16 protein-coding genes and 2 pseudogenes are annotated in these 25144 nt (G+C 38.8%); 14 read left to right on the top strand and 4 right to left on the bottom strand.

All coding sequences use genetic code 11. The features are described from left to right. Positions 1–7: 7 nt before the first annotated feature. A complete protein-coding gene (locus tag ASF86_RS07805) occupies positions 8–1144 on the top strand; it encodes an acyl-CoA dehydrogenase family protein (RefSeq protein ID WP_056480982.1) in 1137 nt (378 codons plus the stop codon). A 130-nt stretch (positions 1145–1274) separates the two neighbouring features. Here ASF86_RS07805 and ASF86_RS07800 read toward each other — a convergent pair whose 3' ends face one another. Beyond that, positions 1275–1853, bottom strand: coding sequence for a flavin reductase family protein (locus ASF86_RS07800; RefSeq protein WP_056480980.1), 579 nt, complete (start codon positions 1851–1853; stop codon positions 1275–1277). 171 nt (positions 1854–2024) lie between these two features. On the opposite strand from ASF86_RS07800, the gene ASF86_RS07795 reads away from it, so the two are divergent. The 9 genes from ASF86_RS07795 (at position 2025) to ASF86_RS07755 (ending at position 13004) form a co-directional block, all read left to right on the top strand. Beyond that, on the top strand, positions 2025–2801 hold the full coding sequence (locus ASF86_RS07795; RefSeq protein ID WP_056480978.1) for a HesA/MoeB/ThiF family protein: 777 nt from the start codon (positions 2025–2027) through the stop codon (positions 2799–2801). A 58-nt stretch (positions 2802–2859) separates the two neighbouring features. Then, positions 2860–4158: an ABC1 kinase family protein gene (locus ASF86_RS07790; RefSeq protein ID WP_056480976.1), complete on the top strand. Its 1299-nt coding sequence runs from the start codon at positions 2860–2862 to the stop codon at positions 4156–4158. 15 nt (positions 4159–4173) lie between these two features. Further along, complete coding sequence (gene folB / locus ASF86_RS07785) at positions 4174–4554, top strand: dihydroneopterin aldolase (RefSeq protein WP_004643300.1); 381 nt, start codon at positions 4174–4176, stop codon at positions 4552–4554. Beyond that, positions 4511–4948, top strand: coding sequence for a 2-amino-4-hydroxy-6-hydroxymethyldihydropteridine diphosphokinase (locus ASF86_RS07780; protein ID WP_056480974.1), 438 nt, complete (start codon positions 4511–4513; stop codon positions 4946–4948). Before folB ends, ASF86_RS07780 begins: the two co-directional genes overlap by 44 nt. 258 nt (positions 4949–5206) lie before the next feature. After that, entirely contained in the window at positions 5207–6916 is a 1710-nt protein-coding gene (kdpA, locus tag ASF86_RS07775; protein ID WP_056480973.1) for a potassium-transporting ATPase subunit KdpA, read from the top strand. 8 nt (positions 6917–6924) lie between these two features. Further along, complete coding sequence (gene kdpB, locus ASF86_RS07770; RefSeq protein WP_081407578.1) at positions 6925–8964, top strand: potassium-transporting ATPase subunit KdpB; 2040 nt, start codon at positions 6925–6927, stop codon at positions 8962–8964. 13 nt (positions 8965–8977) lie between these two features. Continuing rightward, complete coding sequence (gene kdpC / locus ASF86_RS07765; RefSeq protein WP_056480968.1) at positions 8978–9583, top strand: potassium-transporting ATPase subunit KdpC; 606 nt, start codon at positions 8978–8980, stop codon at positions 9581–9583. A 38-nt stretch (positions 9584–9621) separates the two neighbouring features. Next, on the top strand, positions 9622–12276 hold the full coding sequence (locus ASF86_RS07760) for a sensor histidine kinase (RefSeq protein ID WP_056480966.1): 2655 nt from the start codon (positions 9622–9624) through the stop codon (positions 12274–12276). An 11-nt stretch (positions 12277–12287) separates the two neighbouring features. Then, entirely contained in the window at positions 12288–13004 is a 717-nt protein-coding gene (locus tag ASF86_RS07755) for a response regulator (protein ID WP_056480964.1), read from the top strand. Positions 13005–13093: 89 nt separating this feature from the next. On the opposite strand, the gene ASF86_RS07750 is transcribed toward ASF86_RS07755, so the two are convergent. Further along, on the bottom strand, positions 13094–14518 hold the full coding sequence (locus ASF86_RS07750; RefSeq protein WP_056480962.1) for a glutamine synthetase family protein: 1425 nt from the start codon (positions 14516–14518) through the stop codon (positions 13094–13096). Positions 14519–14925: 407 nt separating this feature from the next. On the opposite strand from ASF86_RS07750, the gene ASF86_RS07745 reads away from it, so the two are divergent. Beyond that, a complete protein-coding gene (locus ASF86_RS07745; protein ID WP_056480960.1) occupies positions 14926–15474 on the top strand; it encodes a DUF2799 domain-containing protein in 549 nt (182 codons plus the stop codon). A gap of 45 nt (positions 15475–15519) precedes the next feature. Here ASF86_RS07745 and coq7 read toward each other — a convergent pair whose 3' ends face one another. Continuing rightward, positions 15520–16155, bottom strand: a complete 636-nt coding sequence (gene coq7 / locus ASF86_RS07740; RefSeq protein ID WP_004643288.1) for a 2-polyprenyl-3-methyl-6-methoxy-1,4-benzoquinone monooxygenase — start codon at positions 16153–16155, stop codon at positions 15520–15522. A 3-nt stretch (positions 16156–16158) separates the two neighbouring features. Then, positions 16159–17481, bottom strand: coding sequence for an MFS transporter (locus ASF86_RS07735; RefSeq protein ID WP_081407577.1), 1323 nt, complete (start codon positions 17479–17481; stop codon positions 16159–16161). Positions 17482–17647: 166 nt separating this feature from the next. Here ASF86_RS07735 and ASF86_RS20250 point away from each other — a divergent pair. The 3 genes and pseudogenes from ASF86_RS20250 to ASF86_RS07725 all read left to right on the top strand — a co-directional run. After that, positions 17648–19228: pseudogene (locus ASF86_RS20250) on the top strand (POTRA domain-containing protein); the annotation flags it as partial. 99 nt (positions 19229–19327) lie between these two features. Further along, positions 19328–20380 (top strand): annotated as a pseudogene (locus tag ASF86_RS20245) (autotransporter assembly complex protein TamA); the annotation flags it as partial. A 26-nt stretch (positions 20381–20406) separates the two neighbouring features. Beyond that, positions 20407–24912 (top strand): translocation/assembly module TamB domain-containing protein, encoded by a 4506-nt coding sequence (locus tag ASF86_RS07725; RefSeq protein WP_056480956.1) that lies wholly within the window; start codon positions 20407–20409, stop codon positions 24910–24912. Positions 24913–25144 lie beyond the last annotated feature (232 nt).

The raw sequence follows: 25144 nt of genomic DNA, 5'->3' as shown, positions 1-25144 counted from the left end.
CGTTGAAATGATTTTAAGTGCTGAACAAAGTATGGTTCAGGAGATGATGCGTGATTATGCGCAAAATCAGTTAAAACCTACAGCTGCTCATCGGGATAAAACCCATGAGTTTCCTGCTCAGGAATTAAAAGATTTAGGTGCTTTGGGGGCAATGGGTATGACCGTTCCAGATGAATGGGGTGGTGCAGGAATGGATTATGTATCTTTGGTGCTCGCAATTGAGGAAATTGCAGCAGGTGATGGTGCCATTTCGACAATTGTAAGTGTTCAAAACTCATTGGTTTGCGGTATTACACTGGCATATGGTTCAGAACAGCAAAAACAGACCTATTTACCAAAATTTGCATCGGGTGAATGGTTAGGGTGCTTTTGTTTAACTGAGCCACATGTTGGTTCTGATGCGAGCGCAATTTTATGTAAAGCCGAACGCGATGGCGACCAGTGGGTTTTAAATGGCGTAAAGCAATTTATTACCAGCGGTAAAAATGCCCAAGTGGCTTTGGTGTTTGCAGTAACTGATAAACAAGCGGGCAAAAAAGGGATCTCGTGTTTCCTTGTTCCGACCAATACACAAGGTTACTTGGTAACTCGTATTGAAGACAAAATGGGCCAACATGCTTCAGACACAGCAACCATTACCCTCGAAAATTGCTGTATTCCTTTAGAGAATTTGGTAGGTCAAGAAGGCGAAGGTTATAAAATTGCGTTATCAAATTTAGCTGCCGGCCGAATTGGGATTGCTGCTCAATCGGTTGGTATGGCACGAGCTGCTTTTGATGCTGCTGTGCAATACGCAAATGAGCGTAAAGCCTTTGGCGTAGAGTTAGTCCAACATCAGGCGGTAAGTTTCCGTTTAGCAGATATGGCAACTCAGATTGAAGCTGCACATCAGTTAGTTCTACATGCTGCAACTTTGAAAGATGAGGGATTACCTTGTTTAAAAGAAGCATCAATGGCAAAGCTGTTTGCATCGACCATGGCTGAGCGAGTTTGTTCTGATGCAATCCAGATTCATGGTGGCTATGGCTATGTGAGTGATTTTCCGGTAGAGCGAATTTATCGTGATGTTCGGGTGAGCCAGATTTATGAGGGCGCTTCGGATATTCAACGTTTAGTGATTGCTCGTGAAGTCACCCAAGTTTAAGCATTAGATTTTTAAATAATGAAATTCATTGCAAAAAACCGCAATTGTTATGCAGTTTTTTGCAATCGTAATTTTCTGGTTTTAATTCGATTCAATACATTTCGAAAAGATAACAACTATATTTTTATGTTTAAAGATCAGCTTTAACTTGCTCACCAATTAAATAAAATGTTCCGCCAGCAATATAGTGCAAGCTTCGAAGCTCTTTTGGTGCATCTTGAAAGTACCAATGCCCATCTCGGAAAACACGACTATCGGCCCAAGCACCGACAACAGAACCAATAAATAAATCATGAGCTGACTGATTGTGAGGTTCAGGAATAAGTTTACATACGAGCCATGCGATGCAACCAGATACTAATGGGCTGGTAAGACCTTCTTGATAAAAGAGCTCGACACCACAATGTTCAAGTTTTTGCGGATCGTCTAATTTGCTAATTGTACCAAGTTGATGGGTCATCTCGAGCTGCGCATAGCAGGGAACTTGTAGAGTGAAATAACCACTTTGTTCGATAAGCTGACGAGTTTTGGTACTTTTGTCGAGAACAACGGTTACTTTGGCTGGTGTGAGTTCTAGTGCACATGCCCAAGCGGCTGCCATTACATTTCGGTCATCTCCATGCTGAGCAGAGACAAGTACAGTTGGGCCATGATTTAACAAACGATAAGCTTTTTCTAACTCTACAGGTGCAATATATGATTGGGACATATTTAGCCTAAGTAATAAAGAAAATAGATATTTCTATTGTTGCAGAAAGCTTGAAAGAAGTAATGCGGTGGATAAAAGTTTAAAGAATAAAATGCTGTTTTTATTTTATACCTTTCCTAATGCCTGACTTAGTCATAAAATCATTTGGCTTCTAAGTGAAAGGATTAAAGCGTGACCGAGCTTCAAGATATCGATTTTGTAGAGTTAAGTGATGAAGAAATGCATCTCTATAGCCGTCAGATTTTACTTGATGGATGGGATATAGAAGCTCAGGAAAAACTCAAACTTGCCAATGTACTTATTGTGGGGGCCGGTGGAATAGGTTGTAGTAGTGCAGAACTATTAGCGCGAGCAGGGGTTGGGAAAATTACACTCATTGATGCCGATACGATTGAGATAAGTAATTTACAACGTCAAATTGCATTTGGTCATGAAGATATTGGCCGTTATAAAGCTGAAGTTCTTGCAAAGCGGTTACAGAAAATTAACCCTTATATCTGCGTTGAGTACTACAACGAACGTTTAGATGAACATAACATTGATAGACTTGTTGAACACCAAGATGTGGTATTGGATGGATGTGATAACTTTACAACGCGCTATTTGGTAAATGCCGCTTGTAAGAAGCATCAGGTCGCATTAATTAGTGCTTCAGCAATTGGTTTTCAGGCACAAATGTTTATGGTTGAAGGTGATTCAGCTTGTTACGAATGTTTATTTCCTAAAGAACAGCATAGCAATGAAGGCCTGCGCTGTGCTGAATCTGGGGTGCTTGCCACTACTCCTGTAATGATAGCGTCATTACAAGCACATCACACTTTGCTCTATTTAGGACTCAATCTAACTCCTTTAAAACAGAAACTGTTGCTTTGGGATGGCTTAAACATGACACAACGCATTGTTAATTTTGATAAAGATGTAAATTGCCCAGTTTGTCAGGCAAGTTAATCAGTAAATGAAATAAAATTTGCTACACTCAACCTGAATGATTTGGTTTTGAAGAAATATGAAAAAAAATATTTTGTTTGATGGGCTACGTTCTGTCGCCCGTATTGGTGAAACAGCAGTGGTTGCCGCCAAAGCTGGGATTAAATACGCAACTGAAAAACCAAGTAATGCCAAACTCATGCGGGAAACCTTTGAATCTCTTGGCTCGACTTACATCAAACTTGGTCAGTTTATTGCGAGTACTCCATCGCTTTTCCCTCGTGAATATGTAGAAGAATTTCAAGGTTGCTTAGACCAGACACCTACTTTGCCGTTTAGCTATATTCAAGGTGTACTTGACTCTGAGTTTGAAGGGCGCGATTTAAGTCAGATTTTTAGCTATATTGATGAAAAACCATTAGCTTCTGCTTCAATTGCTCAGGTTCATGCAGCTAAATTGACCACAGGCGAAGATGTTGTTATTAAAGTACAAAAGCCGGGTGTAGAAACCATTTTATATACTGACTTAAGTGTCGTGCATTGGGCTGCCAAATTGCTTGAACGTGCAGTACCTAAAATCAAATTTGCTGCACTTTCTGAAATTGTCGATGAAATCAAAAGTCGTATGGTGCGTGAAGTTGATTTTATTGAAGAAGCACAAAATCTAGATGACTTTATTGAATATTTGAATATTTCTCAAAACGATGCTGTGACTGCACCTAAGGTTTATCACCAATTTTCAACACGCCGTGTTTTGACCATGCAACGTCTATATGGTGTGTCTTTGACAGATTTTAGTGTGGTGAAACAATACGCAAAAGATCCATCACAAGTGCTGATTACTGCCATGAATACATGGTTTGGTAGTCTCATGCTATGTAAGAGTTTCCATGCGGACTTACATGCTGGAAACCTGATGCTGCTCGAAGATGGTCGAATTGGTTTTATTGATTTTGGTATCGTGGGGCAGTTAAAGCCAGAAGTCTGGACAGCATGTATTGCGTTTATGGATGCGTTGCAAAAGACTGATTATCAAGCGATGGCCGAAAACATGCTGAAAATGGGCATGACACATAACAAAGTTGATGTGGAAGTATTGGCACAAGATTTGGAGCGTTTATTTAATGGCGTATTAATGGCTGATCCACAGCAAATTCTGTCTACCAATCCTGCCGATTTAAACGACATTATGATGGATATGGTGGGTGTTGGTGAGCGCCACGGTATTAAATTCCCTCGAGATTTTGCTTTATTATTTAAGCAAATGCTTTATTTCGATCGTTTTATGCGCGTACTCGCACCATATACCGATATTTATGCAGACCAGCGTTTGAAAATGGTTCAAAATATGGAACCTGCTTCGTTGTTAAAGCACTAAGGTCAGTTTAAATTTATGGATGCCATTATTATTGAAGGGTTAAAGGTTGAAACAGTCATTGGTTGTTTCAACTGGGAAAGACAAATCATTCAACCTTTAATGTTGGATTTAACCATCCATAATGATTTGAGCCGAGCTGCACAGTCTGACAAACTTGAAGATACACTCAATTATGCACAGATTTGTGAGTTATCGGCTCAAACTATTCAACAAGCCAAGCCTGAATTAATCGAACATGCAGCACATCTCGTTTTGGAATGTTTGTTCGAAACTTTCCCAACGATTGAAAAAATTACCATTACCATCCGTAAGCCCGCCATCATTGCAGAAGCTAATGCTGTAGGAATTCGTCTTGAACGCACCAGAAATAATTTTTGCGCTCGCTCTAGCGAGTAATTTAGACGCAGAACAACACTTTACTTTTGCTTATACGCAATTGGCAACATTGGGGAAAGTGCAGTTTTCGTCGGTTTATCAAATTCCATGCCGAGATGGCATTGGAGATGATTACTGGAATTCAGCATGTCTATTAAAAAGTTCTTTAAATCCTTCTCAAATAGAAGCTTTCTTAAAAAAACTTGAATCAGACACAGGGCGTATTCGTCCATCACATCATATTTCTTTAGATGTAGATTTGATTGCATGGGGAAGTGATCTAGACCATATGCAATTTAATTCTAAAAAATTACCTTTGGCACTAGACGTAAAAATTCCTTTATATGAATTATGGAATTGTGAAAATTTGAAGACTGATAGAACGCTTTTTCCAGTCGTCAATTTTAAACTTTAACGTCTTTTACTCTATATTTTACGCAAATTTTACGCGGGCTTTGAGTTCCTCAATAGAGAATTTACGAGCATTTTACCGATACTGAAATTCACTAAATTAGTGTTATTTCAGGACAATAAAGATGCTTATAAATTCTCAAATGCGCATCTTGCATCAGTCAGGCATTGTCTTATGCGGACTTAAAAAAAATGATATTTCTTTATTTCTCCTTATTTCCAGTTTGGCAAGTCAAGCCATGGGATTTAGAGGAGAATAGCCATGCTAGAACTTATACTTGTTTTATTTATTGCTATTTTTCTAGCATGGTGTCTCAGTAAATATCTATCCAAAGTGATGGCAAATCAGCCGATGTGGGGTGATGGATTATTTCGTTGGATTGAAAATCCTGTTTATCGCTTGTTAGGTGTATCTCCACAACAACAAATGAACTGGAAACAATATTCTCTAGCATTTGTTGTTAGCTGTATTTTTCTTGCAGTGGCTATTCTTGCTATTTTTATGATGCAAGCATGGCTACCATTAAATCCTAACCATGCACTAAATATGAGTTGGGATTTAGCGTTACACACTGTTATTTCATTTTTAACAAACACGAACCAACAGCATTATTCTGGTCAGGCTCAGTTATCTTATTTGTCGCAAATGACAGGTATTGTAGGTTTGCAAGTCATCACGCCAATGATGGGATTGGCTTTGGTTGTCGCGACTTTAAGAGCGTTCTTTTATCAGCGTCCAAGCCATATCGCAGCTGATGTTACCGAGCAACCAGATCAAATTTTAATTGGTAACTATTGGGCAGATGTAATTCGCCCTACAGTACGCTTTTTGCTTCCACTCTGTTTTGTCTGGTCATTATTGCTCAATAGCCAAGGTGTCCCAGCGACTTTCCAAGGCGGGCCAGAAGTACAACTTATTGATAAAGCCAACAATGTAGAAACTCAAAAAATTCCTTTGGGACCAGTTGCACCGATGGTGGCTATTAAGCAATTGGGTAGTAACGGTGGTGGATGGTACGGTCCAAATAGTTCTGTGCCTTTAGAAAATCCAACACCACTGTCTAATTTATTAGAAATGATTGCGATTTTACTCATTCCAATCACAGTAATTTTTATGGTTGGGCATTTTACTCAGCGTAAAAAGTTTGCTTACTTTGTGTTTGGTAGCATGCTTTTTATGTCGATTATTTCAGGTGCAGCAGCCGTCTGGTCTGAAAGTATGTCATCTACAGCATCTCAACTTGCCGTAATGGAAGGTAAAGAGCAACGATTTGGGCCAGCAGCATCAGCGGTTTGGGCAGCTGTCACAACTCAAGTAAATAATGGTTCGGTCAATATGATGCATGATTCTTCTGCGCCGCTTACTGGTCTGGTCGAACTCATTAACATGTTGATTAATGCCATTTGGGGCGGTGTAGGCTGTGGTCTGCAGCAGTTCATGATTTATCTGTTACTCGCAGTATTTATTGCAGGCTTAATGACGGGCCGTACCCCTGAGTTGTTTGGGCGCAAGATTGAAGCCGCAGAAATTAAGTTACTCGCGATTATTATCTTGATTCAACCTCTCGTTATTCTTGCCTTTACTGCCTTAACCCTCAGCATTCCTGGTCTATCAGGCATCAGCAATTCAGGACCTCATGGTATTAGCCAAGTGTTTTATGAATATGTCTCTGCATTTGCCAACAATGGTTCAGGTTTTGAAGGCCTTGGAGATAACACTGTATGGTGGAACGTCACTTGTAGTATCGCTCTTCTTTTAGGACGTTTCCCGACATTAATTTTACCATTAATGATTGCTACGCGATTAGCTGCAAAAAGGAAAGCACCTGAAACAGCAGGAAGCCTCCAAGTTGAAACTCCAACTTTTGCCTTAACGCTGATCACGATTGTGGTGTTGCTTACCTTATTACAATTTATGCCAGTTCTTGTCCTTGGGCCAATTGCCGATCAACTTTTGTTGGTTAAAGGCTAAGGAGGCGAGTGAAAATGAATACACAAACTCATGTAAATAGCCATAAAAAAACCATGGCAGTACCAAATTTTGAAGTTTGGAAAAATGCATTTGTGAAATTGCTACCACAACATGCAATTAAAAACCCTGTGATGGCAATTGTATGGCTTGGGACAGTGGTTACTGGAATCAGTACCATTTTGGGTTACACCACACTTTTATTTGGTTTAGCGGTTACAGCTATCCTGTTCATTACCATTTTATTTGCTAATTATGCTGAAGCTGTTGCAGAGGCTAGAGGTCGTGGTCAGGCATCTTCATTGCGTGCAGCAAGAGAAAACTTAACCGCTCGAAGACTCAATTCTTTGACCGACCGTCAAGCGACTCAAGTTGCAGCAACTGAGCTTCACTTAAATGATTTTATTGAAGTTCATGCAGGTGAGCTTGTTCCAGCCGATGGTGAAATTGTAGAAGGTTTTGCCACTATTAATGAATCAGCTGTTACAGGTGAGTCTGCGCCTGTTTTACGTGAAGCTGGAACTGACCGTTCAGGTGTTATTGGCGGGACCAAAGTACTTACAGATCGTATTATTGTTCAGGTTACTGCTGAGTCTGGCCAAAGTTTCTTGGACCGTATGATTGCTTTGGTTGAAGGTTCAAATCGTCAAAAAACACCGAATGAGATTGCACTTGGCTTCTTGTTAATGGTGATGACACTCACGTTTTTAATAGTTGTGATTAGCTTGCCGTTTATTGCCAATTATTTGCATGTTGAACTTGATCCAGTGGTTCTTGTGGCGCTATTGGTCTGCTTAATTCCAACAACTATTGGGGGCTTATTGCCTGCAATTGGGATTGCGGGTATGAACCGTGCACTCAAAGCCAATGTCTTGGCAAAATCGGGTAAAGCTGTAGAAGTTGCTGGTGACATTGATGTGCTTCTGCTCGATAAAACCGGAACCATTACTTATGGTGACCGTCAAGCGACCTCTTTTTATCCTTTAACTTCGGTAACTGAGTCTGAGTTACGAGTGGCTGCTTGGGTAAGTTCGCTTGCAGACCCAACACCAGAAGGAAAATCGATTGTTAAATTAGCAAAAGAACAAGGGCTAAAACAGCAAGAACCTGAGCAGGTTGAATTTATCTCTTTTAGTGCATCAACGCGAATTTCTGGTGTGAATTTCCCCAATGGTGATCAAATTCGTAAAGGTGCGTTAGATGCCATTTTGAAATTTGTCGATGAAGATTATTCTCAAGATTTAGAGTTAAAAGCACGTGTTGAACAAGTTGCCAAAAAAGGTGCAACGCCTTTGGTTGTAGCAAATCAACATCATGTATTGGGCGTGATTGAACTCTCGGATGTGATTAAACACGGTATTAAAGAACGTTTTGCTCGTTTAAGAGAAATGGGTATCAAAACTGTAATGGTGACGGGTGATAACCCGTTAACTGCTGCTGCGATTGCTGCTGAAGCAGGCGTAGATGACTATATTGCCGAAGCAAAACCTGAAGACAAATTGGCTTGTATTCGTACTGAACAACAACAAGGTCGTTTAGTTGCGATGGTCGGTGATGGAACCAACGATGCACCTGCATTAGCTCAGGCAGATATTGGCTTAGCCATGAATTCTGGTACGCAAGCTGCGAAAGAAGCCGGCAATATGGTCGACTTAGACTCAGACCCGACCAAACTGCTGGCTGTGGTTGAAATTGGTAAACAACAGTTGATTACTCGTGGGGCTTTAACAACGTTTTCTTTAGCAAATGATGTGTCTAAATACTTTGCAATTTTGCCTGCATTATTCGCTGCAGCGATACCGCAAATGCAGGTTTTAAATGTGATGCATCTGGCGAGTCCAAGCAGTGCAATTTTATCGGCATTAATCTTTAACGCGATTATTATCCCGTTATTAATTCCAATTGCTCTCCGAGGTGTGAAATTTAAACCTTCAACTGCAACTCAATTATTACGTCGAAATATGTTGATTTATGGTGTGGGTGGTGTGGTCCTACCATTTATTGCCATTAAAGCGATCGATGTGGTGATTGTTCAATTATTTGGTTTGTAATCTGGAGTTTGAAATGAAAACTTATGTACAAAATTCAGAAGCAAATTTGGGTCAGACCTTAAGAGCATCTTTAGGATTATTAATTTTTACTCTAGTAGGGTGCGGTGCTGTTTACAGTGCTATCGCTACTGGCGCTGGGCAGGTTTTATTCAATAATCAGGCCAATGGTAGTTTGGTCGAAAGAGATCACAAAGTTGTTGGGTCAACTTTAGTGGCTCAGCCATTTGTCGGGAATGAATATTTTCATCCACGCCCTTCGGCAGCAAACTATGACCCAATGGCAATGGCGGGTACAAACTTAGCTCGTACTAATCCTGAGTTACAAAAGCAAATCGACGCTCAGATACTCGCGGTGAAAAAGCAAGATCATACAGGCAATACATCTATTCCAAGTGATTTGGTGACTAAATCTGGCAGCGGTATCGATCCGCATATTAGTCCCGAAGCCGCTCAGTTACAGGTGGCTCGAGTGGCTCAAGCGCGCCATTTAGATCTTAAAGTTGTGGAAGGGCTATTGCAAAAGCATATTGAACCGATGCAGTTTGGTGTATTAGGACAAGCTCGTGTTAATGTATTAGAGCTCAATATTGCTTTAGATCAATTACAATCTACACATTAACTTAAAAATAAAGTTGTTAGTTTACCGGATGATATCAAGTGCAAAGCAATCGCGAAAATCAGGCTGAGGCCTTATTAAATCATGTCAACAGATATCAAGCCGGTCGACTAACGGTCTTTCTCGGTGCGGCGCCTGGTGTTGGAAAAACCTATGCCATGCTTGCTCGTGCCAAAGAGTTGTTTCAACAAGGTACAGACGTTGTTGTTGGCATTGTTGAAACCCATGGGAGAACAGAAACTCTAAAAATTTTGGAAGGGTTGCCTCAGATTGCTAGAAAGGAAATGCAGTATCAGGGGCATAGTTTAGAAGAAATGGACTTGGATGCTATTTTACTTAGGCATCCCGAAATCGTTTTAGTTGATGAGTTGGCTCATCGAAACATACCAAATAGTCGTCATGAACGCCGTTGGCAAGATGTCAATGAATTACTAGATGCAGGTATTGACGTATTCACCACCATGAATATTCAGCATTTAGAAAGCCTAAATGATGTGGTATACCAGATTACTGGCATTAGGGTAAGTGAAACTGTACCAGATAGAGTGTTTGATCGTATTCGAGACATTCGTTTAATTGATTTGCCAGTCAGTGAGCTCATTGAAAGACTCCATCAAGGAAAAGTCTATGTACCCGATCAAGCGAATCTGGCATTACAGGGCTTTTTTAGCGTTTCAAACTTAACTGCACTGCGTGAATTGGCAATGCAATGCGTTGCGGAACATGTCGATTCAGATTTAAAAGAGAGTTATGCCTCTAAAGGTTTGAAATCTATATCGTTGCAAAACGAATTAATGATTGCGATAGATGGGCAAGGCTCTTCTGAATATTTAGTACGGGCAGGTTGTCGTTTAGCAGAACGTTATGGGGCTACGTGGACGGTAGTGAATGTTGCTAAAAGTTTGGACTTTGGGCAGAGTTCAGGAAATTCATATAAAAAAGAATATATTGAGATTGATCGTGCATTTGAACTGGCGCGACAACTCGGTGGTCGAACAGAAGTAATATATGGCCATCAGGTTGCATCTGTTTTAATGGATGCTGCTGTGGATAGGGGAATTTCAAATCTGGTCATTGGCAAAAGTATTTCGCCGTGGTGGTTAAAGTTATTTAAGAAAAATTTAGCTCAACAATTATTGAATCAAGAAAACTCAATTGCTTTAACCATTTTGCATCCTGAACAGGGCACCAAAAAGACAACTCAGCTTGAAAAGCCATCATTTTTATCACTAAAAGAAAGTATTTTTGTTTTAGCCGTTACCTGTGCGAGTATTTTTATAGCGCACTTTGCTGAAGTTTTATTAGGGATTGAAGACTTTTCTGTCATTTTCATTATTTCCGTTTTAATTGTCGCCACTAAAACCAGAATGCTCGCTGCGGTAGTGGCGGCTCTTATTTGTTTCTTGGCTTATAATTTTTTCTTTATTGCACCGCGGTTTACTTTTCAGATTTCAGCGCATCAAGGTGTAGTTACCGTTGTTGCTTTTTTTGCAGCAGCTTTAATCGCTGGGCGTTTGGCTTCTCAATTACGTCAGCAAGTTTTGTCTTTAAAAGCTGCGAATGCCTACACTACGGTGATGCAAGATTTGGCACGTAAGCTCTCTAGTGCAGTAAACCTTGAAGAAGTCATGCAAACAGGACGTATGACCTTAGAAACACAACTTCAAACTAAAGTATGGATTTCTATTCAAGATAGAGTAATTTCATCTGACATAGAGCTAAACGACAAAGAAAAAGTGGCAGCAGATTGGTGTTTGAAGCATCAACAACCATGTGGGCGTTTTACCGATACGCTTAGTCAGTCAAACTGGTGGTTTTTACCTCTTATAGAACAAAAAAATAGCCTAGGTATTGTGGGAATTTACTTTAAAGACGAAGTTATTTCTTTAAATTTTGAGCAAAAGAAGCTGACGGAAAGCGTAATTGAATATATTGCGCAGGCAGCACTTCGAACCCAATTGGTTAATGAGCTTGAACAAGCAAAAGTAATCAGTGAAACAGAGCGATTACGTTCTGCTTTATTATCGTCGGTATCGCATGATTTACGCTCACCACTTGCTTCTATTATTGGAGCAGCTGATACGCTTGCCCATTTTAAAGCAGATATGTCAGAGCAAGATCAGCAAGATTTACTCGAAACCATTCATTTAGAAGGCGAGCGCTTAGATCGTTATATTCAGAATTTGCTTGATATGACACGTTTGGGTCATGAAGGTTTATCTTTAAAAAGAGACTGGATTGGTGTAGATGAATTAATTGGTTCGGCAACCCGTCGTTTGAAGCGTTATAAACCAGATACTCAAGTATTGGGCGAATTACCTGAACAAACCATTAGTTTATATGTTCATCCAGCACTCGTAGAGCAAGCTATTTTTAATGTTTTAGAAAATGCTGCAAACTTTTCACCTCCAGATGAACCAGTCATGATTCGGGCTTCTCTTTTATTTGAAGATGAAGTGAAAATAGAAATTGAAGATAGAGGAGCGGGAATTCCTGAAGATGAAAGAAACCGCATTTTCGATATGTTTTATACTATGGAACGTGGAGACCGCGGAAAATTTGGTACAGGTTTAGGACTGACAATTGTGAAAGCGATTATTGGGGCTCATATGGGTACAATAGAAGCATTTTCAGGTCGCCAAAACAAAGGTACTTTAATTCAAATCAAACTACCCATTCATCCAGTAAAAGAATAAGTTGTAAAGTCATGATAAGTTCAGAAACATCGCCTGTAGAAACACGTATTGTGATTATTGATGATGAGCCTCAAATTCGTAAATTTTTAGACATTGCTTTAAGAACACAAAAATACAAAACCACACTTTGTGAGACTGGTTACAAAGGTCTGGAGGCTTTGGCCACACAAGGTGCTGATTTAGTTATTTTAGATTTGGGTTTGCCAGATTTAGACGGTAAAGAAGTGCTTCAAGAGTTACGTAGTTGGTCGAATGTTCCTGTCATTGTGTTATCTGTACGCTCAGATGAATATGAGAAAGTTGCATTACTAGATGCTGGTGCAAATGATTACATGACCAAGCCTTTTAGCGTACAAGAGTTATTAGCGCGCATACGAGTCATTTTAAGAAACCAACCCATTCAACAAGAAGCTCATGTTTATGATGATGGCTACCTTAAAGTTGATGTCATGCAGCGTTTAGTGTGGATCGAGCAACAGCCAATTACTTTAACTCGAAAAGAGTTTCAACTGTTGACGCTGTTAATGCGCTATCAAGGACAGCTTTTAACACAACCTCAACTGTTAAAAGAACTATGGGGGCCAACCCATCAGGAAGATACTCATTATTTACGTATTTTAGTGGGCAAGTTGCGCGGTAAACTTGGAGATAATGCAATTCAGCCACGCTATATTGCAACTGAACCCGGTGTTGGATTGCGTTTTTTATCTAAACAGAAAAATCATTAATTACATATAAAAAAACCCTTAGGGAATTTCTCCCTAAGGGTTCGCTAAATACAGTGTTTCTTTATTTTTATGTCATAGTATTTTTTTAGTTATATATCCCAATGTTGTTCTGCTTCGGTCATTTGACTATAAATATTTTGATATTCAGCCTGTTTAACTGTGTACCAATGCTCTACAAAGTCAGCTCCCAAACATCCTTTTAAAATAAGACTCCCTTTAAATATTTTTAATGCTTCTGGCTGATTGTTGGCTAATAGAATGTGCTCATCAGGAAATTTTAAAAGATGTGCAGGTTTTGGTAGCGGTAACTTATGAGATAAGCCATAAGACACACCGGCTAAAATCGTAGCTGTAACCAAATAGGGGTTACAGTCCGCTCCTGCAACACGATATTCTAAGCGTTGATTTTGTATATCTGAGCATGGAATTCGAATTGCGACATTACGATTATTGGTACCCCAATTTGCTTCTAATGGTACATGGTGCCCAATTTTAAAACGTCTATAAGAATTAATATTGGGCGCTAAAATAGCCATAGATGCAGGCATTAATTCAATTAGGCCACTAATCGCGCTGAGTAATTTGGGCGAAGGTTCATCTTTTTCTACTTCTGAACTAAATACATTTTCATGGTACTGATTGAGCAAGCTCATATGAAAATGCATGCCACTACCAGCCTTTGCTAAGTTGGGCTTTGCCATGAAACAGGCAGTTAAGTCATGCTTTCTTGCGACTTGTTTTACAATTCTTTTTAGAGCATTAATTTGATCGCACAGCTTTAAAATATCATGAGTGTGTTGAAGGTTTAGTTCGTATTGTCCAGGTGATGACTCTGCAACAATAGCGGTAATTTCAATAGATTGTAGTAGGGCGGCTTTTTCAACTTCTTCTAAGACTTGTTGATAGTTATTTGGTGCATCTATGTCAAAACATTGGTTTTCCAAACATGTTTCAGTTTGATGGTTGGGTGAGAAAAGATAAAACTCCAGTTCAGCAGCCATAACAGGAAAATAATTGTTAGCGAGTAACTGATTTAATAATTTTTTTAATATATTGCGTGGTTCATATCGACAATCTGAGCCACCTTCTTCTTGCATTGTGAGGAAAAGCTGAGCATTCAATTCAGGGGATAAGGCGCTTGGCTGCAAGCTGCCTAAAATGGGTAGGCAAAGTCTGTCTGGTTCACCAATATATTTTCCTAGGCCTGTCTCTTCAATCACTTTTCCATCAAGACTCATTGCATAAACAGAAAGTGGAAAATAACATCCGTTGGAGAGATTTCTCAAACTTTTTACATCAATTCGTTTGCCACGAATATGTCCGTTTAAATCATGTAGGCAAATATCAATATGCTGAGTATGAGGATATGAGTTTAAATATTCATCGACTTCTTTCAAAAATAAATCGGGTTGGAAAGTAATGGCTTGTGTTGGTGGAGTAAAATCGTCTGATATTTTAAAAGCCTTAAGGTGAGAGTCTTGTAAGTTTAAGTTTGGATAAATATGCGTACTCATTATAAAAACCTTGGTGGTTATTTAGCTAAAATCCTACCGCAAGCTGTGAGGTTAATAGCATAAAAAAAGAGTAAAATGATTAAAGAATGATTTTTAGAATATTTAGATTTTTTGTATGAATAATCAATTGCTTGAGTCTAATTTTTATAATTAAAAATTTAAGTAAAATTAGCGTATAAGGGCAGTCTAAGAGTTGGCAAATTTCTTAGAATTTTATTTTTAAATTAAACAATATTAGTAATTATGACCTTTCAATTTGGTGAGATGGTCAAACTGATTTAAACTTAAAGGCTTATTCAGTGAGTCACTTTTTTTTTTGAAGTCTTGAATAGAGCAAGGCCTTTTAGGGTATTTACTGGAATTTTATTTTTGCGTTTTTTTAAATTTATTTTTTGAGTTCTCTTAATATGAAAAATATCGGTTTAGCCATTCTAGCCATCAGCCTTTCAGGTTGCGCTGCAATGAGCGTAGAAGAATGTAAGACTGCAAATTGGTCATTAGTGGGTGAGAAAGATGGTTCAAAAGGTTCGTCGCCAAGTTTAGATCAATATTACAAAGCATGTGGAAAAGCCAATATTGTTCCAGATCAAAAGTCATATGAACGTGGGTATAAAGAAGGTCTAGGGTATTATTGCCAGCCAACAAATATTTTTTATAACGCTTTAGAAGGTAGTGGTAATATCAATGTGTGCCCAGTTGAGCAGCGTAATCGTTTAAGACCTTATTATCAGGCAGCTTCCGATTACTACAATGCAAAAAATGAATATGACCGTTATGACGAAAAGTTTAAGCAATATTCTGATAACGCGTACAACGAAAAATTAAAGCCAGAAGAGCGTGAACGTTATCGTAAGCTTTTAAGAGAATTACAAATTGATCGTGACCGTATTAATCGAAACTATTGGAACTCAATTCGAGATATTGAACGTTTCAAATATGATCATGGATTAAAATAATATTTAAAAAAGGATTGATCCGAATTAGATCAATCCTTTGTTTTTTTAAAGGTAATAACTGGTTTTTGTCATTAACTTTGAAATGGCTGTCATGGTGATTTTTACTGCATATGGTAATTCAACACCACCTGCTTCAAGCGCTGTATGGCGATGATGTAATTCATCTTCATTCATTTGCTCTAAAATTTTACGAGAGCGATCATCTTGAGCTGGTAGCTGTTTTAAATGGTCTTGTAAATGAAGGCTGACCTGACGCTCCGTTTCAGCCACAAAACCTAAGCTATATTTATCACCTGCAATACCCGCAAGTGCGCCCATGCCATACGAAAGCCCATACCAAATTGGGTTTAATAAACTGGTATGACTATTTAGCTCTTTTAAACGAACTTCACACCAAGCTAAATGATCTTGTTCTTCAATTGCTGCTTGTTGCATTTCTTTGCGTACATTTGGCAATTTCGCTGTTAATGCTTGTCCATGATAAAGGGCTTGAGCACACACTTCACCACTATGGTTAACACGCATTAAACCTGCGACATGGCGAGCATCTTCTACCCCTAGTTTTGCTTCAACTGTTTCAGCTGGATTTTGGCGCTGTGCTGCTGTTGCACCCGGAACAAGACTACGTAATGCTTGATCAAAAGAGTTAATGAGCTGATCAATTCCAGTATAGTGGCGCATAAATTAGTCCTCTAAAGAAAGATGTGCTGTGGCAAGCATTGGTTTTAGTCGTGCTAGAAGCCAAATACTAAAGATTGCACTAAGTACAGCTGTAATAATAAAAAGTATTTTAATATCAATTTTTAAAACACTTAAGATTAAAATTGAAAAAATTGCTGAAGAAACCATAAAAACGGCATTCAAAATGTTATTAGCCGCAACGACACGGGCACGATGTGAGCGCGGAGAATAAGCCTGCATCATGGCATAAAGCGGAACAATATAAAAACCGCCGCTAATCCCCAGTAAAGTCACTGCTAACATTACATGATAGTAAACCCAGCCTTGAGTGAAAATATCTTTTAACGTAAGTAATGCCCCAGTTCTTTCGGGAACAAAAGCTAAACTGGCAGCAAGGTAGAGCGCAAAAACAGTAAGGCCAATAGCACCAATCGGCACCATTTTAATATTAATTTCTGAACCACCAATTTTACGGCAAAGAAGTGACCCGACACCAATACCGACTGAAAAGAAAGTAAGCAAAAGACTAACAACGTTTTCTGAAGCATGGAGGTTTTGTTGGGTGAGCTGTGGAATTTGCGTTAAATAAGTAGCGCCATAAAACCAGTACCATGAGTTACCTAACAAAATAGTGAATACTAAAGGTAAGCTTTTGGCATATTTAATGGTTTGAAAGCTTGTACGAATGAAATTCCAGTCAATCTTTAAATCGGGAGCAGCAACTTTTTGAGGTAAAATGAACCGACTACATAAATAGCCAATGCAAGCAATAATCACAACGGTAAGACTAATCCACAATAAGTTTCCATGTGATGATGCAATTACAGCACCACCTAAAATCATCCCGAATAAAATTGCCATTGAAGTGCCTGACTGAAACAGAGCATTACCAGACATTAACTCGTGCGGTTTTAAAATTTCAGGCAAAATTGCGTACTTGATGGGGCCAAAGAATGTTGAATGTGTACCCATTAAGAATAAAGCAATAAGCAGCAACCATAAGTGCCCCAATAAAAAACCAGCAGAACCAATGAGCATAATAATAATTTCTAAAATTTTTATGCCACGGACGAGTTGTGAGCGCTCATATTTATCTGCAATTTGTCCAGCAGTGGCCGAAAAAAAGAAATAGGGCAAAATAAACAAGAGAGCTGCTAAATTATTGAGGGTACTTACTGGGGCAGATTGTTGCTGAATCAAACCATAAGTAATCACTAATAATAAAGCTTGCTTAAAAACGTTATCATTTAATGCGCCAAAAAACTGGGTAAAAAACATCGGTACGAACCGACGTGATGTCATCAGGTGCTCATCTTGTTTCATCATGTGCAAACTTCATTGTGTTTTATAAAAAAATGTGACCGATTGTTAATTTGCAGAGAAAACCATGTATGATATTTTTAACGCTTGATTAAATGAAAAATCAATGGTTTTGAGTGAGTTTTACACTCACCTTGGTGCGTTTTATTAAAAAATAAGTCTAGAGTTTTCTATGCCTTCTAAAATTAAGTTTAAACAGTCAACTCTCGCTCATTCTATGCATTTAATTTTAAAAATGCAGGGGATTCCTAAACTTATTTGTAGCAGCTTGTTGTTAAGTGTTTGTGTAACGCCAAGTTTTGCTCAAACTTCTGTTGCAGCTAGTTCGTCAACTGCAAGCCCAACTGTGTCTGATACTTCAGCAGAACAATTAGCTTCGGTAGATCAGCAAAATACTGCGCCAATTACAGATATTGCTACACTTGTGACTCAGGCTCAGCAACAACAAGATAGCTTGGCTATATTGCAACAACAAGAACAATTTCCAAATCAAATTGACGAATTTAAGCCAATTACACTGGATAATCTCGAAGATTTACCAGATATGCCTGTTGACCAAAACATGGCAAATGAAATTTATAGGGTAGCGGAAGAAGCTAAAAATGAAGCGCAGAGTTTTCAAAATGGGACTCAGAAGCTACCTGAAGTAACGGTAAGTGATGCGACGCAGTCTGAAATACAAGAAATTAAACAAGCACCTGTAAATATTGACCAGCTTATGCACGAGATTCAATCTGATAGCAAGATTGTAGTCGAAGCCAATGAAACTGGAAAAACCTTACCAGAGTTAACGCCAGAGGCCGAAGAACCGCCTGAGCAAGCGGGTTTCTTTAAGCGCATTTTAAATAAAGTTCGTCCGCCACGTGCAATTCCGATAGAGCAAGTGCCGCGTATTAGTGCAGATGTAGAAGGTGCTTCAGATGTGCTGGCTAAAAATATTAAAGGTAAGCTATCGACATTTACTCAAGAGTCATTTGAAGATTTCAATGCAGCTTTACCTCAGCTCAGAACGTTATGTAATCAGGCCGCACAAGCAGTTGGTTACTATAATGCGGAATTCCGATTTGAAAAATTAAGTCCGAGTCGGGTTCGTGTTAAGGTTACGCCAAATGAACCAGTACGAATTAATGAGCAAAATATCGAATTTAGTGGGGCTGGTGAAAAGCAACCACAATTTCAGGTTATTCGCTTAGTTCCTGATCAGGATGTTGGTGATATCTTTAACCATGGTTTATATGAAACCACTAAAGATCGTATTGTTAATGCAGCGTCTGATAACGGTTATTTTGATGCTTATTGGCGGTTGCATGATGTGAAAGTGAGCCAGCCAGAAAATAAAGCTAATATTAACTTACGCTATGAAACAGGTGAGCGTTACAAATTAGATAAGGTTGAGTTTCGGATGAGTGATCCATCGAAACCTTTGCCATTAAATTTGAATATTTTAGAAAGTATGGCGCCTTGGAAAGACGGCGATGACTATGCATTTTGGCGAGTAAATGTGTTAGCAAACAACCTAACAAACTCTCGTTATTTTAATTACACTTTGGTTGATAGTATCAAACCTGATCCAATTGAAAAACAACTTGAGTTACCGCCAGATTTGCAGGCTTTAGTGGATGAGCAAAATATTGATGTTGATGAGTCTAATTTGCTTTCACCTGAACAACGACAACTGGCTAAAGCACGTCAATTAGCGACATCTAATAAAGAAGTTACACAAAACGTAGTCGATGAAAAACAGTTTGCAGGAACACAAAAGGCCAAAGAAGCAGAACCTCAAACTGCTATGTTGCAAAGTGCGTCAGTTCAGCAAGATGAACAAGAAACTGAACAGGACCGCTTACAAGCACAAGCACGTGAAACTAAAAGAATTCCAGTCATTGTGACTTTAAATGCAGATAAGCTAAATAGTTTAGAAACGGGTGTTGGTTACGGGACCGATACGGGTGCGCGTCTACGTAGTCAGTATCGTCGTTCTATTGTAAATAAATATGGTCATTCTTTTGATGCCAACTTGGAAGTCTCACAAATTCGTCAATCTATTGATGGCCGATATAGTATTCCTTATAAACACCCGTTAAATGACTATTTTAATATTGTGGGCGGATATGAGCGTGAAACACGTGATGATATTGGTCCAGATGTAAGTTTACTTACTGAATCCGCTGTTGTTGGTGGAGAGCGTATCATTAAACGTCCGTTAGGGAACTGGCAACATACTTTTGGTGTCCGCTATCGTTTAGACCGTTTAACCCAACAGGGTAATGTTGATATTTCTGAATTACCAGATGCTTTTAAAACTGCCGCATCAGAGCAAGAAGCATTATTATTTAGTTATGAAACTTCTAAAACTTCTAGTAATACACGTTTGAACCCAACTAAGGCTTTTAAACAAACCTATAAAGTAGAATTAGGTAGCGAGAGTTTACTGTCCGATGCCAATATGGCAATAGCAAGTGCGGGTTGGAGATTTATTTATTCTCTTGGCGAAAATGATGATCATCAATTCGTTGGAAGATCTGACCTTAGCTACATTTTTACCGATGACTTTGACAAAGTTCCGTACAATCTTAGATTCTTTACGGGTGGTGACCAAACCATTCGTGGGTTTGACTATAAGAGTCTTTCCCCAGAAGTAGATGGATATAAAATTGGGGGACAAGCTTTGGCTATCGGTTCTTTAGAATATAACTATCAGTTTAAGGACGGTTGGCGAGCCGCTGTTTTCTCTGACTTTGGTAATGCCTATGATAAAGACTTTAGTAATCCAGCAGCTTATAGCGTTGGGGTTGGAATTCGCTGGAAGTCTCCAATCGGGCCAATCCGTTTAGATGTCGCTTCGGGTATTTCAGATGAAAACCATCCGATTCGTTTACATTTCTTTATAGGCCCACAACTTTAAAAATAAAATTTTATTAGGTTTATTTTATGGCGGATGTAGAACAGCAGCCAACTTCGGCACCTAGTTCACCTAAGAAGCGGCGCATTTTGCGTAGTTTCGTGCTGACGATATTGATCATATTTTTATTATTAGCGTCTTCGTTAGTGATCATGATGTCAACAGATCGCGGAAGTCGTTTTTTATTAGATCGGGTTTTAGAAGCTCAGAAAATAATTAAATATGAATACGAAGGCGGGAACTTACTGCGCGGAATTATTCTTAAGAATGTTTTGGTGCAATTAAAGGACGTTGATGTTTCATTAGATAGAGCTGACGTAGGTTTAGGATGGCGCTCTTTATTATTGGAAAAAGAAGTGCATTTGAGCCATGCAGATGTGCGTAACTTACGTATTATTAATAAAACTCCGCCCTCTGGTAAAGCATTCGAATTTAAGCCTATTAAGTTGCCATTTGTTCTACGTGTTGATGAAGCCGATGTTGATCATTTAGAGATTAAGTTAGCGACCTCAGATGTAAGTTTTCATGATGTTCATTTGCAAGATACAGTTTGGTCAGAGACCAAACTGGAATTTGAAAAATCTAGCATGGATATGGGCTATCTTTCAGTCCACAATGCCACAGGAAAAATGGATTTCAGCGGTAAATATCCATTAAATGCGACAGCAGATTTAAGAATCCCATCTTTAAAAAGTTTAAATATTCAAAATATTAAAGTCGTAGCTCGCGGAAGTTTAGATACTTTAAAAGCTGGTGTTGCAACAACAACTCCCGATTTGTTAACGGGTTGGGTGGTATTACATCCTGTTCGTGATGAAGTTCCAATGCAAGGTCAGTTATTACTCAAAAATTATCACTTACCCTTATTGGTTGAACAAAAATTATTTGCAAAAAATGGTGTGATCAAGTTTCAAGGCGATATTAAACAACTTAATTTAGCAGTTGATACAGATTTAAAGGGTGAGAATTTACCTGAAGGTCAATACAACGCTTTAATGAATACTGACTTGGTTCATCAACTTAATATTACCGATTTTAATGGCCAAGTCATGAAAGGCACTGTTAACCTTAAAGGTTTGGTGAGCTGGAAAGATCATGTTACTTGGGATATCAAAGGCCGTTTAGATCATATTAATCCTAAAGACAAAGCAATTCCTCAGGTTGTTCAAGACTTTTTACCGCCAAGTTTAGATGCTGCTGTTGCTTCAACCGGCTCTTTGGAAAAAGGTACTGAAGTATTTGCTAATGTTGATTTTGATCGTTATGAGTCTTGGAAACTCAAGTTTAATCAGGCGCCAGAAAAAAATAATAAACCTCAACCGATGCTCATGAATGTAGCTTGGACGAAAATAGACCGTGCAATGCCTTATATTGGATGGTTAAGCAGTGACAGTGGTCAGGTTGATTTAACATTACGTGATGGTCAGCAAGATATTAAAGTTGCTACAAAAGTATATCAGCATGAAAAAACTTTATTGCCAGCAGGACAATATCTAGCCAACTTGAATGTTAAAGATAATGTTTTAAATGTTCCCAATTTTAGTTTTACTGCTGAAAAAGGTAGTTTAACTGGTCAGGCTAAAGTGTTGCTTCCTACCGAAAAACGTCAGTTGGTTTGGAACGCATTGTTAAATGCAAAAGATTTTAACCCACAAAGTATTCATGCAGCAGCACCTGTTAATCTTTTAAATGGTTCGATTAAAGCGAATGGTTTTGCTAAACCAAACCAGCAAATCATTCAATTTGAGAAAATTGATTTAACGGGTCGACTGGCTCAGGCGGGTCAAGAGACTGTAACTTTAGGTGGTAAAAGTACAGCAGCATTATTATTCCATGATGTGAAAGCTGGTGGTGGCTTTAAAGGTTTTGCGGTTAATTATGATGGATCTTTAAAAGCCTTAAAACAGGCAAATGGTTTATTGAAGTTTTCTATAGCAGGTACGCCAGATTTTATTCGAATTAACCAGTTACAACATGATGGTGTAGCTGGGAAAATCTATGCGACAGGTTCTGTGAATTTAAAAGATCGCATTGCATGGGATATTAATAGTTCATTGGTACGCTTTAAACCACAATATTTTGTCTCAAGTATTAAAGGTGAACTTTCAGGGAATCTGAAAACCCAAGGGGTTTGGTCAGATCATTTGAAACGAATTAATATTCAGCAATTGAATCTTGCTGGCTTTATAAATAATAAACCTGTTCGCGGTAAGGGTAATTTATCTTTATTGATGGATTCTAATCAAAAAGGCTTTTTACCTCAGCAGTTTGAAGCCAATAATTTATTTTTAGTGTACGGGCAGAATCAGCTACAAGCGACAGGTAATGCACAAAATCTAAAAATCAAGCTCAATGCACCCGCACTCTACGAGTTATATCCAGGGTTGCGTGGTCGAGCTTATGGCGACCTAAATGTTCAATCACAACCACGTTTAAAAGCAACAGCAAATATCGCGGTAGATAACTTTGCATTTAATACTTTAGTAAGTGTGAAGCGGTTGAGTATTCAAGGGGAGCTTCCAACATCGGAAACAACACCGACTCAATTAACCGCAAAATTAGATAATTTGCGGAGTGGAAATAGACAAATTCAGTCTGCCGAATTGAATTTAACTGGAACAAGAAAAGCGCATCTATTGAAAGTACTCGGCAATAATAGTATTTCCAAATTCTATGTTCAGTTGGCGGGCGGGTTTAACCAAAATAATGATTGGTTAGGTCAAATTCAGAAAGGAAGTTTTGATTCAAAACGCATTCGTTTAGCACAAAATCAAAATGCTCCAGTGATTTATTCTTCGGCACGGTCTGAGCTATATGTAGGTCAACACTGCTGGCAAAGTGTGAATAGCCAGCTCTGCTTTGACCAGCCAGTACGAGTAAGTAAGGCCCGCGGTAATATTTCATTTGTAACTCAAAACATGGATTTAAGTGACTTCGCGGCATTTATGCCAGAAGGCTTAGCGATGACTGGACAATTAAATGGTTATGCCAAGGCATCGTGGGTAAATGGAGGCAATCCAAAACTTGACGCACGTTTAATTACACGTAAAGGTGAAATTGGTTTAGCTGCTGAAGATCCTCAAGACCCTGCAACTACTCTGGCTTATGATGAGCTAAGTGTTATTGCAAAAAGTGTATCAGAAGGTCTATTGTTCCGTGTTGATGTTAAAACACCTGATATTGGTACGGGATATGCGAATGTTATTATCAATCCATTCCAGCCATCAATGCCAATGCATGGTGAGGTCGCTTTTAATGATGTTCAATTAAAAGTCTTGAAACCATTTATTCAAGATGTCCGCACACTAAGTGGAACCTTGGCTTTAGCAGGTAAGGTCAATGGTACATTAACTCAGCCACAGTTTACTGGTGAAATGCGCCTGAAAAATGGTGCAATCAGTATGATTTCGCTGCCAGTTAATTTAACTAATGTTCAGGTTTACTCATCAATTCGTCAGAATATGGCAACCATTGATGGAGCATTTAACAGTGGTCAAGGTGTGGGGCTTTTAAAAGGCAGTTTTGAATGGAAAGATGCACCGCGTCTTCAATTAAACCTCAAAGGTGATAATTTACTTGTACGTCAGGCGCCATTAATTACTGCAATTGCTAATCCAAACCTTACACTTGATATGTATCCTTTCGATAAGCGTTTAAGCTTAAAAGGATCGGTGGATGTTCCTCGTGCGCGAATTTCAATGCCAGAAACAACTGCTCCAGTCATTAATACCTCATCAGATGTCCGCATAGTTCGACAAGGCCAAGACCCGCTTGCAATTTTACGTGCTGCTAAACCTTGGGATATCCGAGCTGATATTACTGTTAATATTGGAAAGCAAGTAATATTCCAAGGCTTTAACAGTAATATTCCATTAGTTGGTCGCCTAAATTTAAGCCAACGTGGCTATGAGACTGCAATGAGAGCTAACGGGGCAATTGGTGTCAGTCAAAAAGTGAAAATTGAAGCTTATGGACAAAGTCTAGATTTGAATCGAGCGATTGCACGTTTTAATGGTCCATTGGCAAACCCAACATTAGATATAGATGCAAACAAAAATGTTCAGGGTAGTATGGTTGGGGTACGTGTTACAGGTACTGCGACATCGCCAAACATTCAGGTTTATAATGATGCAGGACTATCTGAGCAAGAAGCATTAAATGCGCTCGTTACGGGACGTATTAATGAAGGTTCAAGTGGTTTAAGTAATGCGGAAGGGTTTAAATCTGATGTAAATAACACCATTGCTGCTGCGGGTATCAGTATGGGCTTGGGCGGTACACGTGCCTTAACTAACCAGATTGGACGTACTTTCGGTCTAAGTGGATTAGCTTTAGATGCTCAAGGTACAGGTGATGATACTCAGGTGAGTTTAACTGGCTATATTACACCTGATCTGTTTATTCGTTATGGTGTAGGTGTGTTTACTCCAGTCAACAAGCTTACGTTACGTTATCAAATGAACCGCCGTTTATACCTAGAAGCAAGTCAATCTTTAGAAAGAGCGATCGATCTTTTCTACAACTGGCGCTTCTAAATGTATGAATTAAAAGCTCACTTCAAGTGGGCTTTTAATTTAATAACACCTTCATAACATTTAAAAAAGTTGAATATTTACTATATAAACCATCGATTCTCTTAAAAGTAAGCCCACCTTGAGTAGACTTCTGATTAAAGAAAATTCACTTGAAAATTGCTGTTTTATAAATTAGTTTTCAGAAACATTAAATGAAATTAGATTGATAATACCTTGTTGATAAGTGCAAATA

Source organism: Acinetobacter sp. Leaf130, assembly GCF_001423205.1.
In the GTDB taxonomy this organism is placed as follows: Bacteria; Pseudomonadota; Gammaproteobacteria; order Pseudomonadales; family Moraxellaceae; genus Acinetobacter; species Acinetobacter calcoaceticus.
This window is presented reverse-complemented; position numbering and strand designations above follow the sequence as displayed.